Genomic DNA, 15,188 nt, shown 5'->3' on the forward strand with positions numbered 1-15,188 from the left:
CCCTTAGGCTAGTTAAAAGCAGAGCGGGCAGAAAAGAGATTATGCTTGTTCCGCCCGCCACGCTGAATTCCAACATTAAAAAATTGTAGCCACAGTATAGTTTCTTGTGAACACCGGACGATGACTTTAAAGTCTTGGTAAATGAAGGCAGGTAGTCTGGTGGTTATTTGTTGTAATATCTATAGCGCGGTCATCAGATGAAGACGGAAATGAATAATATCAATTTAGTGTCATTGCTGTCTAAATCAAAGTTTCCAGCTTCCTTATCGCTTTGCCTTCCCCTGTCTTCCAGCAAGCAATTTGCCACGAATTACCTGATCTATTGGTTACAGTCGTTGAATCTTCGATATGGCAAGTTCTTTCGAGAATTTTCCAGATCTTTTTTGTTCTATCAGCAAGGTACATTGATACTATTATGAGGCCATCGTCCTTTAAAAAACCTTCATATCTTCGTACAAAACTTAATGGATCCTTAAAGTAGTACAAACACTCGTTAATAATTACTATGTCGAATCGCTCGTCGGGTACATATAGCTGAGCGTCAGAACAAATAAAAAAAGTCTTGTGATCTCTATTTTTGCTTGCTCTAGTTATTGCCTCAGACGAGATGTCTATGCCAGTGTAGCTACTATAGGTTTGCGAGCCCAGTCTGTTTTGAAGAATGCCCTCTCCGCAACCTATGTCAAGAACAGATCCTAACCCTTTAAAATAATTACAATAGCTTACGATCAAGGTGTAACGAGCAAGTTCACCGATATGACTTAGGTGGCTCCAATTTTCGTTTTTATACTGTATTTCCCAATTGTCCAAGGTAACTTCAATGGGTTTATAAGGCAACACTTTGGTACACAAGCTTCTAACTGCTCGTTTAAATAAGTTTTTCATATTTAGTCCCTCTTCAATTTAGTTGTGGTCACGGTTTTTCTGGACAGAAATCTATTCTCCATAACTTGATTTAGTGTATTGCTCTGCTCATTGAAGGAACAGACTTCAGCTGAGATGCCAAATTTGGCAAGCTGCCTGTCTGGAACATTACAAAGTAAGCACGAAAAAAAACCTAGTATCGCGATTAATTTCTATGGCGTCCAACAAGCAACAGCCTGACGAGCCCAACACCAAAACTCCACTTTAAATTTGCAAGGGTTCGTGTAAAACTATCTCACAACTTAATATCCAGTGCCATGGATAACAAGGTTAACACCATCCTTGATGTCTGGATTCCGACAGTCCAAGGTGGAATGACAATCTTGGAAAATAGTCATAATAAAGTCTGATAAAGTAAAATTACTAAAATGCCTTTCTTGCTGTTTGTAAGGATTGTATTGAAATATTTTTTACCGTCCCAATAAATCGCAATTGATCAGGTTTAATGTATTAACAATATGTACTGCTTAAACGGAATCAACATTTTTTTTTAGTTGGGCAAAAATTTCGTCCATGATTCTTGATGTTAATAATATCTCCTTATAAGAAATTGGTAAGCTTGTATCATCAGTGATTGATTTGTAAAACGATTCAATCAGATATTTCATACCGCCTTTCATATGAAAGTCACGGCGCAAAAAATGACCAATATTGGTTAAATTATTTGCCGCATATTGAGCCGAGAATAAAATAGGAGGAACAAATTTTTCAAGATAGCTTTTATATTTTCGACCAGTAATTTTAATGCAAGTTTGTTGATCATGATCAACATCCAAGGAATTATTATTTCCGTACACCCTGAAATGATGCAGGGTAGGTCTGATTTGTGTTGAAAAAGTAAAATAAGCTGATCGGCAGTCGTTTTCAATAATGATAACCCTGACCTCATCGATTATGTCATTTTCTCCAAGGTCTTTGAGAAACTGGCTGGTATAACCTTTGGCAATGACTACAGGATTATCTTCAGTTAGAAATTCAGTAATACTGGCTATTCCATGGCTTATATTGTTATGCATCAAGGTGCCTGGCAACATCCTTACCCAATGCTTTTTATCCCCTAAAATAGCCCTTGCATAAGTTTCCGAGCCGAGTTCATAGCAATGATAGCTTTCCATATGCAATGGCAGGCCACCCAGGTAACCAGAGCTAATAAGCTCACGCATCCGCCGTTTTGCGTGTGTAAATTGATAATCGTGACCGACTGTAATCTTTTTGTCTAGTTTATTGGCTAGATCAATTAGTGCGGCAGCTTCAACTGCATCAACAGTAAAAGGTTTTTCCATGTAGACATGGGCACCTGCTTCCAAGCACAGTTTACCAAGTTCAAAATGGCTTTGTGGCGGTGTTGTGATGTGAACAACATCTGGGCGTGACTTTTCTAAAAAGTCCTTAGCATCGTTAAAATACGATGGTATATTATAACGCTCAGAAAGTTGCTTCGCCATTAACTCTTCAGTGTCACAGGTTGCAACGATTTCCGCCCCTTTTATTCTGATTATCTGTTCTACATGAGAATCTGCTATTTTACCGCAGCCAATTATGCCAACCCTTATCATCTGTTTGCCTCTTTTTGCTTTTGGTATTCAAAATAACGTGAGAAGGCATCATTGGTATCCACTCTGGGTTTCCAATCTAACATATCCTTTATTTTATCATTTGAATAAGTATTGCCCTTCCAGTAACTTGACCATCTCTTGCAATTAAAAGTAGGGGGAAGTTGTCGCTCTGACCAGTCAGAGTATTTTTCCCATAGGTACGACAGGAAATAACTTGTAAAATGTGGTAGGTATACCGATGGAAACCACCCTACGCTTTTTTTATAAGCTTTCAAGAACTTCCTGCTCGTCGGAAGATTGTCGTCAACAATGTTGAATACTTCACTTGCCACTCCATTTGTGATGCCTGCCAAGACAATGGCTTCAGCACAATTGTCAACATAAGATAAGGGGATTTGGTTGCTACCACCCAGATGAAGGAATATCCCGAATGTTCCTATCCCGACTCTTCCGGTCAGACCTTTGTTTCCCGGGCCATATACAACGCCTGGTCTGGCAATTACATAGGGTAAGTCGTATTTCTTTCCATATTCAACCACTAACTCATCTTGTCTCACTTTTGCGTAGCAGTAAGCTTCGCCGGTAAGGTGCGGTTGATTTTCGATCTCACAAGACTCGTTTAGTAATCCACCCGGAAGTATTTTTAAAGTTGAATAAACTGCGAATGAGCTAATATTAACAAATCTTTCAAATTTGGAGTCTTTGACGGCGTCAAGAATATTACGTGTTGTAACAACCGAATTCATATAGGCGTCAGCGTAAGATTTTTCGCCCCTTCCGGCAGCTAAATGATATATAACCGAGATGCCCTCTGCGCATCTTGCGCAATCTGCACGAGATTGCAAATTACCTTTAATAATTTCAATTTGAACGTCTTTTTTATGATTAATAATTTTTTCCAGCGCAGCAAGGTTGCTTGATGGCCTTACTAGACACCTAAGATTTGTAAATCCATAATCTATTAAAATCTCGACCACTTTTGAACCGATAAATCCACTGGCTCCAGTAATAAGAATCGGATCAGAATAATTTATTATAAAAGCATTATCATTCATTGTTTGTTCCATTCGTTAGCCCATCGATATTTTTAGTTACAATCACTTTGTTATATATTTATCTTTAATGACATCCAGTCCAAAAAAAGAAATGACCCTGCCAATATGATCAAAATAACTGACTAAATATTTCATGAATAAATGATGTTGTATTAATAGTAAAAATGGGAGGAGCAGAGTATAAAGTGGAATGGCAATAAGAGACTTTGCGTATGAAGCATAGTTCTGATTGTAAGGAGTTTTTCCTCTCAACAATGCACGTCTTAACATAAACCATCTTTTATGTCGTTCTGGTGGCACTACCTCATAAACCGGTGCCTTGGCACACCATACAAATTTATGGCCTTGGTTTATCATGCGTCGAAAAAAATCCCTATCTTCTCCGCCGCTACCAAACTCGGCTTTGAACATGTTTCCGCTAATATCAAAAATATCCCTTCTAAGCATTACATTTCCGGTTCTTGTTTGTGTCCATGACAAAACTGTTCCTGTTTCATGTAGCGGTCTTTCATGGAACCGACCTTTCACCACCCATTTGGGAGGTTGTTGCTCATAAAAAGGCAAAACAGGACCAAGAACGCCATCAGCATCAAACTTTAAATAAGCTTTAAAAAGTTCTAATAGCCAATTTTCTGGCGGGAATTCGTCATCATCAATAAAAGCTATTAGCGAACTGTTGGCATTAGCTACAGCCCGGTTTCTCGCAAGAGCAATATTTTGTTCGGGTTCTACATCGTAGCGTACGTTAATTTGAGAGTTTTGCTGGAATGTTTGAACAACTTCACGGGCGGTTTCGCTAGAATCATTGTCAATTACCACAAGTGAATATTCGAAGAGTTTTTCAGTAAGCTGGCACTGTAACTTTTTCAATAAACGCTTAAGCAATTCAGGTCTCTTAAATGTACATATACATATGGTTATTTGAATAGTAGTTGAAATTTTAGTCATCAGCCGACCTTATTTAACAAAAGAGTCATTTTTGTATGGATTTGCAGAAATTAAATTTTCATTACGCAGGACTTTAGGTTAAACAGATACCATCCCGTCGAAGAATAGTATCTGCTGGTATATAAAATATTTTTCTGATAATACATCGGGGTCAAACAGCGAAAACCTTTTATTTTGTATAAAAGGTTTATTCAATAACCACATGACGGTTTATTTTCTATTTAATAGAATATAAGTGTATTTAACTTCGATACCGAAAACTTAATAGAAAGAGCTGTATTATTTATCAAACATCTGTCTCTGCAGCAACTCGATAGTGAGTAGTTTGGTTATTTCATTGGTGTAGTTTCTACGCCCCGAAGTATGATCCTCGACTATTTTCCTGACAAATTGTTTATTTACATAGGACCGGTTAAGGCTTTTATCATCCAGCAATATTTCTTTAACATAGCTAGATAATTCGTCTCGAAACCAGATACGAAAGTGATGAAATTTGTGTCTGCCTAAAAAGATTTTTTCAACTTGTAGTGGAGCTAAAATCAAATGATCGATTGCAGCAAGCCACTGGGGCATACCATAATTGAAGGCATAGTCAGCCTTGAACAGTACTTCGCGATAAAGATGTATATATTTGGAATATATATCAGACTGTTCGCTACCCCGCAAACCTCTGTCAGTCATAATATTACCGAGTTGAGGATTGCCGTCATTAATCAGTCGAAACGAGAGGTCACTGTTTCGTAGAAGCTCTTTTGGAGCCCGAAACATCAGACTGACCAATTCGTTATCCAGATATGGAGATCGAATAGCCAATTGAGATTGCTCTAAACTTAGTCGATTATAATGATGCCAAGGTGCCTGTTTAAAAGCCGCCAAAGATACCGGATGCCCTTGCCATGCTTTATTTAAGGTGTCTCCTGCAAGGCTTATTTCTCTTTCAAAGCCAGGTTCAAAGAGACCTTTACAAGGTGGTATCGCTTTTAAGTGCCTTGCTCCTCTTAGAATTTCACTACCGTAATTGCCTGTCAAGCGAACTGATGCAATGTCTCTTGCCAGTTTGTTTACATAAAGATCAGCGGAACCTGTTACATCAAGTCCACCATCAGAAATATAGACCGTTTTTTCGGCCAAGCCAGAGAACTCAGAAAGAAAGTTCTTACCTACTTCAAAGACTTGATGTTTTTGATTGGTAATTTTCGAGATTTCACGTGAAATTTTTACGTCATAACATTCATTATGCATGCCGCCGAAGCTATAACCTGGCAGCATGTCTGGCAAAATATCAAGGTTCGCCAATATCATTCTGGTGTCTAATCCACCTGTTAGTGATATGGCAACATCATTATCAGGTTGCAAATATTTCGGTAAAATCTTAATAAATGTTTGCCTGAAGGTGCTATAAAACTCTTCTGTTTCAAGGGGAGGTTGGCTTTCCCAAGTTTCCGGATTGAAATAACAACTCTTATTGATACAACCTCTTTGATTAAATTGCCAAAGCGATCCTGGAGGTAATAGTGAAACCTGTTCGAAAAGGCTTCTGTTTTCCAACACGCAACCAAAACTAAAAGACTCGCCCAAGCTTTTAAAATCAAACTGCCTTAATTCCGGGCAGACTGCCAGTAGAGCCTTAGCTTCAGAGGCGAAATAAAGACGATCATTGCATTCATAATAATATATTCTTTGCATTCCATAGCGGTCGTTGAATAGCATCACTAATTTATTTCGAAGATCAATTACCAGGCCACTAAACCATCCATTTAAAAGTGGTAAGGCATCAGTGCCAAGTTCTTCAAAAAGATCGATCAAGTAGACAGCTTGAGAATATTCGGATTGTTGACCACGAGGGTCTGGTTTTTCAGAATATCGTTGATTAGAGAAATCTTCTCCCGAAAATATCAGGCATAGATCGCGGTTCTTGTTCCACAAAGGCATACAGTCTGCAAAAGAACCCGCTCGATTGACCCATCCAACGCACAAATTAAGACTCTCATTAACATAGCTATCAGAGGTATAAAATGATTCATGCATCATATGCTTTATCATCTGGTGAACCATTGTCGCATTTTCAACGGAAGAACCGGATCCAATTATTCCTACAATTCCTGGCATGTGAATCCTTTTTCGTATTTCTTGAATAGGTAGATATAGACGTTACGCATTGACAATAAAAATTAATAGGTTGACCGTTTATTTATCTCTAATATAGAGGATTTACAGGTATTTTCTTTAATAAAGAAACCACTAATTTAAACTAAGCATTTTATTTGATGATAAATATTATTATCAATGCGTAACTTCTATTATAAAGAAGGTTTGGTGGAGCCGGCGGGAGGATTTGAACACTCCATCAACTGATTACATTTCAGCCACTCTAACATTGAGCTACACCGGCATACGCAAAAGCATTTTAACTACACACTAGCGGCAAAATTGATTCAATAAACAATTTTTTACTCTACTTACTCCTCAAACTACATGCAATATTAATAACACTATATATTGTCAAGTGCTTTAGTTCTGGATGACGCCTTAATGTCAGCGCTATCTTGCCTTTATAGGTCATTTGAATAAAAAAACCTTTAACATAAATAGCGGGTGGAGCCGGGGGGAGGATTTGAACACTCCATCAACTGATTACATTTCAGCCGCTCTATCATTGAGCTACACCGGCAATACGCAAAATCATTTTAACTAAACACTAGCGGCAAAGATCATTCAATAAGAAATTTGCTTTAAAAACTTTTTTTTACTCCACGTACTCCTTAAGTTACGAGCAATGTTTAGTAGGCTTTCTGGTAGCAGCGGCTTTAGTCCTAGATGAAGCTTTAATGTGAGCGCTATTTTGCCTTTGTAGGTCATTGGAATAAAGTACCTTGGTACAAAATGTTGCTCAAAGCCGTTACGTCGTTTGAACTCTGTAAGCGAACTTTTACTGTTCTTGCCGTAGATAAACTTCCCGTAAGTTAAATATTTTAAGCCTTTATCGGAAGAAACTTTAACCGCTCTGGCTAATAAAGCATTAGCAGGCCGTTTATCATAATGCTCATTCATACATAAGATTTGTAATATCGAGCAAATTTGTCCCATATAAACCATTTTGATAAAACCTATTAGGACATCATCGTAATAAGCACCGATAAATTCGCTTCTGTCTAAAAATGACGAATATTCTGCTTTTACAACATCAATGCTTTTTCCATAATGCCAAAAAGGCCTACCTTGCCGTACTGGCGTTTCATTATTAATCCCTACAATTCCTTGTAACAACTCATCATTGAATTCAACTTCCCGAATGACCAGTCCACGTCGTTCTGCTCTTCTGGCATTTTTTCTCGCTTCTTGCGGGAGACTATCCCACCAAAACTTGTAGTCTGAAGTAGGTATCGCAGCAACATTATCCCACTCCATTGGGAAATTAAACTTTGGTGTAATATTTGGCAGTTGTTGTGCGAAGGTGAAAATGTCAGCATTTAGATGTTCTTGTTTTAATTTGGCTATGCATTTCATTGGGTCATTAATGGCCCCATCTTCCAGCCAGGCTTCATCTTTAACCCTGCCAATCTTAAGCCAGTTACCAGAAACAAATATTTCCCTTCCGTCCATTTCAATAGAAGGGACATTGACAACTCGACCTTTGACACTAATTTCCACTTTACCAAGCTCCCGATCATTGTAGGTTATTTGCAGCAATAACTTCTTACCAAAAACAGAATTTAAGTAGTTAAAAAAATACTCTATTAAAATTATTCAACAACATTGATTTAAATATTTTCTTTAAACGGTGTTTTTGTTCACTTCTGCGAAAATCGACAAGCTCTTGAGATATAGGCCTTTGCAACTGGTTTATAAATCCCCAAAGATAGCCGCAATACAAAAATAAACCACTTACTATGTAGGGTTTATTTTTCATCTGATATATCGCTCGAAATAGCTCCCATACTGGATGCCCGCCCAGATAATAGTCCTGTTTACCGAATTTAAATCGTGATCTGAGAACTGTGCTTGTCCCGGTACCCATCTTTCTATGGTGAACAAAAGACTTTTCAGTAAATGTTCTGGTATCCCATCCTCTCATGCGTGCTGTAGTTACAGCTGTCCAATCAATTCCACCTCCTTTGATTGGAAGGTACCCGCCAATTTCATCAAAACAATCGCTTCTAAAAAGCTGGCATTGACCAGAAACATGTTCGATATTAACAATGTCGTAGTTATATGCGATGGTTGAATCTTCAATAAATGCTGTTCCGGCAACACCCAGCTGAGAATTATTTCTAAACTTATCGAGAAGAAACTCAAAATGGTCCGGGCCAAATGAAATGTCAGCATCTACATTACCAATAATTTCATGTTCTAGGTTCTGGGCAATCTTATAACCAGCATTGAAACAATGCACTTTTCCGGCAAAATTACGCTCTGCGCGGTCAGGCATTTTTATAAGTTCTATCCAGTGATACTTGGTCGTATATTTTTCTATAATCTCATCAGTACCGTCAGTTGATCCGTCACTTACGATTATCCATTTAATGGGTAGAACCGTCTGTAATATCATTGACTTTAATGTCAACTCGATGAAAGCAGCCTCATTTCTGGCTGGTGTAATTATCACGTAGGCAGGAAGTTGCTTTGTTTCAGGCTTGTTGTCTGCAGATGTTGGTTTTTGTATATAATTTGTCATGTAGATATCTCACACTAAAAATTGTTTTTTAATTAACCAATGCTGCTTTGCTTTGACTCTTCTATGAGATGGGTAAGTGCCAAGAGCATCCAGGCCTGTGACCATCTAATATAAGAAATCTTGTTTTTACCAATTGGTAACACCTGATAGTAAAAGTAACCTCGTTCATCCCACATGTGTTTCAAACTCCAGTTAAATATAGTGTAGACCAAGTTGAGATTATTACTATCAAGATCCTTAAAATTTAGTAGTGTAATAATACTTTGTGCAATGCTATGTATGTCAATTGGGAAAGTGTGATTATGAAAATATTTAGGGGCGCCATCAATCCTGAAAAAGTGATCTCGATAAAACTCAAATCCACGACGAATATTAGTATCAAACTCTGACGTTTCTACGTATTGCGAAATAGATCGCAAAGCACACAAGTTGTAACCTGTATGAAAATTGTCTACCCAACGTTGTTTGGGTGACTCGCCGTAATCCCATGATCCGTCATCATGCTGCTTTTTTGCGGAGTATCGAGCGACAGTCAATGCCGGCTCAAGGAATTTTTTCTCGTCAGTGAGTTTGTAGACTCTACAAAGAAGTGCTGCGCCCAGAAAATTTGCGTTATGTACTGGAGTTTGTGATGCTGGAAGCGGATAGGCGAAACTACCGGTAGTATCATCCTTTGTCCAGAAAAGCTCGTTCAGAATATATTCTGCAGCACTGACCGCCATTTTTAGGCAGTTGTCCTCGCGGTTTAATTCGTATACATCTAAAAGTGCATTGGCTACGAAAACCGTACAAACAAGATTTGGCGAGCCTCTGGGTACCAATATAGTCCGCGTCTGCCATGGAAAGCTATAACCCCAACACCAGTAAGAGCTCTCTTGTGATCGATGGGCTATTAGCTTATTAACCATTGTCGGAATAAGATCTTTTTGGTCCAGAAGTCCAAGCTTTAAAAGTTTAATGAACGCCATCAGAAATAATGCCATCGCCTTAGGATTATTTGTTTTGGGGACTAGTAACAATGACCTGATATTAATCGGACTTCTTTTCAATACTTGAGTTAATACAAGCCGAGGAATCCTGGTATTGAGGACAGGCAACAAGTTGAATATCTTGCTATTAATTGCATCATAAGGATCATAACCTACCCAGTCATTTTTACTGCAATAATCAAACAGCTTTTGTGTTACAGCTATTGGGTCTTCCAAGGTAAATTCTCCAGTGATACAAAAAAGATTATTTGAAAAAATCGGATTTTTTAAATTAAATTGAGATAATTTTATGGATAACGCTACTTCAGCCGGTTTAGCGTTATCTGCTTTAATTTAAGTTGTTTGAATGCCTGTTAAAGTGCCCATTACTGGTTACCATTTTTTGCTATAAACAGCATTTCATCCCACTTGACAACAGTGGAAAATTTTATTTTTCGTAGCGAGTCTATAGTCACTTCGGCTGCTTTTTGTCCCAATAAACGTCCTAGAAGACTGGATTTCCACTTAAGAATAGGGGGGGTAAATTGGCCACCCAATTCAAAAGCCAGTACATTAATTTCTTCAAGTAGTTCGGGATTTTCGGTAAGGAAAAACTGCGAATACATCTGCAAAAGTGCCACGCTAAGTTTTCTCGTTCTTTCATTGTCTTCAAAAGATCTTAGGTGTTGAATGGAAAGTTTTAATGACAAGAGTAAAGACTGAATACCTTTTTCAGAAGTATCCCTGCTTAATTGTGTAAAGCCTGTACTGCGGTAATATGATTTTGCCGTGCTGACAAACTTCACCGCTTCACTCGATAATACAACTCGGCAAATATACTCACCATCATCATTTAAAGACAGTCTTTCATCCCAAAAGCCAGCCTCATCAGTGAGCTTTCGACTTATAAGCCACGCCGCCGGAACCATATAAGCCTTACCATCAGTAAAGTTTTCTGTGATCCAATCAATAGGTGATAAATCTCGCCATATTCCATTTGGGGTAAATCTTGCTTTGTTGATACGATAATGAAACACTCCATAAGCTGATGAAAGTAGCTGTAAGTTCTTATGCCCCGTTTCGGCCACTTTCATTTGTTTGGATATCTTGTCTGGTGCCAATAGATCGTCTGCATCAAGCCATTGAATATAATCTCCTTGCGCAAATGACAATGCTTTATTCCTGGCAGAACTTGCTCCGCTGTTCTCTTGCGTTACGACTTTGACGTATTTCGATTCAAAGCTTTTTGCTACTGATAAGGTATCGTCAGTTGATCCGTCATTGACTATTATAATTTCCTTATTCGGCCAGGTTTGCGAAAGGGCAGAGGTTATTGTTTCCGCAACCCACTTTTCAGCATTATATGCTGGTATTAAAATAGAAACTAAATGTGACATTGCAGTAAGTCCTTATTATTTATTTTAAAGACAGAGATATTCTGCATCATAATGAAACAACCTGTTTTAAGCAGCATAGCCCCTGAAAAATTCATAATTAACAGTCTGGATTAATCAAACTTAACAAGGTGCGACTCGATTTATTTTGTTAGTTGCTATATCGAAACCAATGCAGTAATGACCTAAAGGGTCGCCCTAAAATGATCGGTCGGGTAATGGCTGCGTGGACAGCAATTAGTATGCTTTTTACAAATCTCCTTTGCTTCCAGTGTAGCTGCGCCGCCAAGATGCGGAGATCAGTAATTACACGTTTCTCAGCCTGTTTCCAGTCACAAGTCTGCAACATTTCAGTAAGCACATTAAAGGCGTCCGAGTATTCACCATTATTGTATAGAATACCAATACTCCAAAGGTATCTCCTGGCCAAAGCTGATTGTTGTATTCTCTCATTTACACCAAGGTCGACTAGCACCGCTGAGGTAATATCCACAATTGAATCCAATGGGTCGGGCTTTCCATCTCTTCTGAGCGTTGCAGCTGCGCGGGCTGCAAGGGTACTAAAAATTAGCTGTTTACCTTTGCTCACTGTTATCTGATGAGGATGATGCCGGTAATGCAGCAGTACTGCTCCAAGGTTGGCGAGTTGGTAATGGTCTGCGACTCTCAACCATAGGTCGTAGTCTTCAGAGCCGAAAACAACTTTCCTGTAACCTCCAACTGAGACAAAAACGTCTTTCCGCATAAGAACAGTGGGGTGCCAAATCGGACAGTCGTCAAGGAGGGCAATTCTAATGTCGTGGTCTTCAATTGGATTGGCACAAGTTCTTAATGACATACCCATTATATCGATTATCTCAGCGGCACCACCAAGGACGCCAACCTCCGGATGTTGCTCCATGAACTCGACCTGCCACCCTAGGCGGTTTATAACAGAAATATCATCGGCATCCATTCGTGCAATGTACTTGCCCTGTGCGCGACCACAACCGCGATTAAGGGATTCAACCAAGCCCCTGTTCTCTTGGTGGTAAACGTGCATGCGTGAATCTTTCTCTTGGTAAGAATCAAGAATCTGACCAGTAAAGTCGGTTGAGCCGTCATTAATGACGATAAACTCAAAATCACGAAAATTTTGATCAAGAATGCTTTCAACTGCTTCACGTAAGAAGCGCTCGCCGTTGTAAACACTCATCACAACGGAGACTATTGGACTAACCATATTATTTTCCTTGGGTATTTTTCTCTTACTTACTAGATAGATAAGTCATGGCTCTAAATGGACTAATAATCTTGGTGGATTCTGGATTCTACGATTTTCCACCTTTATTTATTATCAACAGGTTTATGTTTATCGGAAGGAACGAGAGAAAATACTTTCCTATTGAGCGTATTGATGGGTCCATGAAGAGTGCATATCTGTAAGACTCCCTGGCACCTGCAAGGTCACCATTTTTTATCAAAAGATTACCTATTGCGCGTCTATTGGTACTTAAAAGCTCCTTCAATGCTTTTCGTTCCATACTTTTTAGGGTCTTGATTTTTTGCAGTTTTTGGTAAATTTTCTCATCTGACTTTTTAGCTTCGATTGGATATTTCTTTAGTTGATTGGTCAGGCACTCGGTTGATTCATCTCTCCTGTACATGACAACCAATACTTCCCTGATTAATCCAAAAGCCCCCTGGAGGGCAGCACGAGCCATAAGATCGAAGTCTTCATTAAGATTAAGGCTTGTATCAAATAACCCTGCCTTCGTTATGGCATCACGCCGAAATATCGTTGCCCCAACTTGCCATGGTCCATGCGTGACGACAAAATGAAATGGATCGGTAAGTAACAAATAATCCTTTCCTTTAAACTCGACTTTTACCTGATTCATTTCAAAGTAAGTGCGCTCGTTGTCATGCCATACAGATTTATGACAGTCCGTTGTTTGCATACATATTTCGGGAAACTGACCAACTTGTTCCATTTGGGTAGAAAGATACGCAGGCATCCATTTGTCATCAGAATCCAAAAAGGCCAACCAAGAGCCAGTTGAATTTTTTATACCCGTATTTCTGGCTGCGCTAACGCCGGAATTGTCTTGATATATATATCTGATTTTATCCCCATATCTTTCAAGGATTTTTTTTGAATTATCTGTAGATCCATCATCCACGACAATGATTTCATAATCAGTAAATTTTTGATTTAAAACACTATCAATAGCTTCTGTTACAAAGCATTCCCGATTGTAGGTTGGAATGATAACTGATATTAAAGGTGATTTTTCGGGCACTAATCTTCTCCATCTTAATCTCGAAAGCTTTGTGTACTGGAAAGTTAGGTTTTTTCAGTCATCGCCGAATACGGCTCTTTTAGAATCTACCAGCGTTTAGGGTAAAATTAAAAAATGCAGTAAAGCGTTATTTATTAAAAAATAAATCATTACCGGTACAAATTATGTTGATGTTTTGTTTAAAAAATTAATCTACAATTTTTAATTAGATAACTTAAATCACTGTTTTTTAATTGCCATCCGGTATGGATTAGCGCTCATGAATGGTATCGCATAATCTGGATACCACACTTTATTAACTACATCGCAATACCCATTGATTTGTACATTTTGTAACGCTAAAAGAACCTGGTAAAAAATCTATTTTACAAACGCGATTTGTAATTTAAAAAGGTGCTTCCATCGGGCTATTAAATAGTACTTTTTTGATTCCGCCTGCCACTTTGCAAGCTTCTTTTCATAGCTATTTGAATTTGATTTATTTGTATTTATTTCCTGCATAATCGATGTTCCATAATCAAGTAGTGACCGCGCTACCCTTAGTAATTGCCAACATATACCGCGTTGAGGCTCTATCAAATCCTTAGTCTTTCCCTGACCGACTGCAAGTTTTAAGAAGTAATCCCATTCCAGTCTCTCTGCTCCGATGATATGTCCGACTATTGCTTTTGGTTCATAAAAAATCAGTTTCTTTTGAATAGCAAGCCTTTCAATTACGACTGACTCTTCTGCGCAAATTAGTTGTGTACCGACGCGTCCCAACTTTGCATCAAATCCGCCAGCATCACTCAGGGCCGATCGACGAAAAGATAAGTTCAGCCCCCACAGACCAATGCCTGTATCAAGTAGTTGACGATTATCACCAAAATCAACTTCTGATAAAAGAATCTTAAAATATGGCCCTAGCCATTCCGGAGGATCATTTTCCATTATTAAATATGCCCTGCCTCCCACTACATCGGCATTAGTCTCCTGATAGCATTCATTCAGGCTCTTGAGCCAATATTTATCAACAATTACATCATCATCCAAAAAGGCTACAATTTCTCCCGTAGTATCAAAAACTCCTCGGTTACGCGCTAAACTTAAGCCTTGTTTAGACTCAAAAACATATCGACATTCACGTTTCTGCAAATATTCTTCGACGATTGATTTTGTTTCATCTTGAGAGTTGTTATCGACAATCAGAATCTCATAATCGATATAATCCAAATATTCTTGCTTGAAAAAGCTTTCCAGCATTCTCTGTAAAACAGGCGCTCTATTATATGTGCATACAATTACCGATATCACAAATGCTCTCCATTAACTATATTCCTATAAGCAGTACGTTAGTCTTTTTCGCGTCCCTTAGAGCCAGTCGGCTAGCTACATCCAAGCTTAATA

General features: G+C 38.5%; 12 protein-coding genes and 2 tRNA genes. All 14 read right to left on the minus strand.

Going from position 1 to position 15,188, the window contains the following annotated elements; all coding sequences use genetic code 11:
* Positions 1 to 240: 240 nt before the first annotated feature.
* Positions 241 to 885 carry a bifunctional 2-polyprenyl-6-hydroxyphenol methylase/3-demethylubiquinol 3-O-methyltransferase UbiG gene (locus KKZ03_RS08155; RefSeq protein ID WP_243221010.1) on the minus strand — a complete coding sequence of 215 codons (645 nt, stop codon included), beginning with the start codon at positions 883 to 885 and terminating at the stop codon, positions 241 to 243.
* Positions 886 to 1,391: 506 nt separating this feature from the next.
* Positions 1,392 to 2,480: a Gfo/Idh/MocA family protein gene (locus tag KKZ03_RS08160; protein WP_243221011.1), complete on the minus strand. Its 1,089-nt coding sequence runs from the start codon at positions 2,478 to 2,480 to the stop codon at positions 1,392 to 1,394.
* Positions 2,477 to 3,535 carry an NAD(P)-dependent oxidoreductase gene (locus KKZ03_RS08165; RefSeq protein WP_243221012.1) on the minus strand — a complete coding sequence of 353 codons (1,059 nt, stop codon included), beginning with the start codon at positions 3,533 to 3,535 and terminating at the stop codon, positions 2,477 to 2,479. The genes KKZ03_RS08160 and KKZ03_RS08165 overlap by 4 nt, the downstream gene beginning before the upstream one ends.
* A gap of 42 nt (positions 3,536 to 3,577) precedes the next feature.
* Positions 3,578 to 4,483, minus strand: coding sequence for a glycosyltransferase family 2 protein (locus KKZ03_RS08170; protein ID WP_256452002.1), 906 nt, complete (start codon positions 4,481 to 4,483; stop codon positions 3,578 to 3,580).
* 279 nt (positions 4,484 to 4,762) lie between these two features.
* Positions 4,763 to 6,592, minus strand: coding sequence for an asparagine synthase-related protein (locus tag KKZ03_RS08175; protein ID WP_243221014.1), 1,830 nt, complete (start codon positions 6,590 to 6,592; stop codon positions 4,763 to 4,765).
* 208 nt (positions 6,593 to 6,800) lie between these two features.
* Positions 6,801 to 6,875, minus strand: a tRNA-Thr gene (locus KKZ03_RS08180).
* Between the two features lie 204 nt (positions 6,876 to 7,079).
* Positions 7,080 to 7,154, minus strand: a tRNA-Thr gene (locus KKZ03_RS08185).
* Positions 7,155 to 7,198: 44 nt separating this feature from the next.
* Positions 7,199 to 8,134: a hypothetical protein gene (locus tag KKZ03_RS08190; RefSeq protein ID WP_243221015.1), complete on the minus strand. Its 936-nt coding sequence runs from the start codon at positions 8,132 to 8,134 to the stop codon at positions 7,199 to 7,201.
* Positions 8,135 to 8,204: 70 nt separating this feature from the next.
* Entirely contained in the window at positions 8,205 to 9,158 is a 954-nt protein-coding gene (locus KKZ03_RS08195; RefSeq protein ID WP_243221016.1) for a glycosyltransferase family 2 protein, read from the minus strand.
* Between the two features lie 32 nt (positions 9,159 to 9,190).
* Entirely contained in the window at positions 9,191 to 10,363 is a 1,173-nt protein-coding gene (locus KKZ03_RS08200; RefSeq protein WP_243221017.1) for a hypothetical protein, read from the minus strand.
* Between the two features lie 149 nt (positions 10,364 to 10,512).
* Complete coding sequence (locus tag KKZ03_RS08205; protein ID WP_243221018.1) at positions 10,513 to 11,523, minus strand: glycosyltransferase family 2 protein; 1,011 nt, start codon at positions 11,521 to 11,523, stop codon at positions 10,513 to 10,515.
* 148 nt (positions 11,524 to 11,671) lie between these two features.
* Positions 11,672 to 12,742 carry a glycosyltransferase gene (locus tag KKZ03_RS08210; RefSeq protein ID WP_243221019.1) on the minus strand — a complete coding sequence of 357 codons (1,071 nt, stop codon included), beginning with the start codon at positions 12,740 to 12,742 and terminating at the stop codon, positions 11,672 to 11,674.
* A gap of 88 nt (positions 12,743 to 12,830) precedes the next feature.
* On the minus strand, positions 12,831 to 13,802 hold the full coding sequence (locus KKZ03_RS08215) for a glycosyltransferase (RefSeq protein WP_243221020.1): 972 nt from the start codon (positions 13,800 to 13,802) through the stop codon (positions 12,831 to 12,833).
* A gap of 360 nt (positions 13,803 to 14,162) precedes the next feature.
* Complete coding sequence (locus KKZ03_RS08220; RefSeq protein ID WP_243221021.1) at positions 14,163 to 15,095, minus strand: glycosyltransferase; 933 nt, start codon at positions 15,093 to 15,095, stop codon at positions 14,163 to 14,165.
* Positions 15,096 to 15,188 lie beyond the last annotated feature (93 nt).

Source organism: Methylobacter sp. S3L5C (assembly GCF_022788635.1).
Lineage (GTDB): Bacteria > Pseudomonadota > Gammaproteobacteria > Methylococcales > Methylomonadaceae > Methylobacter_C.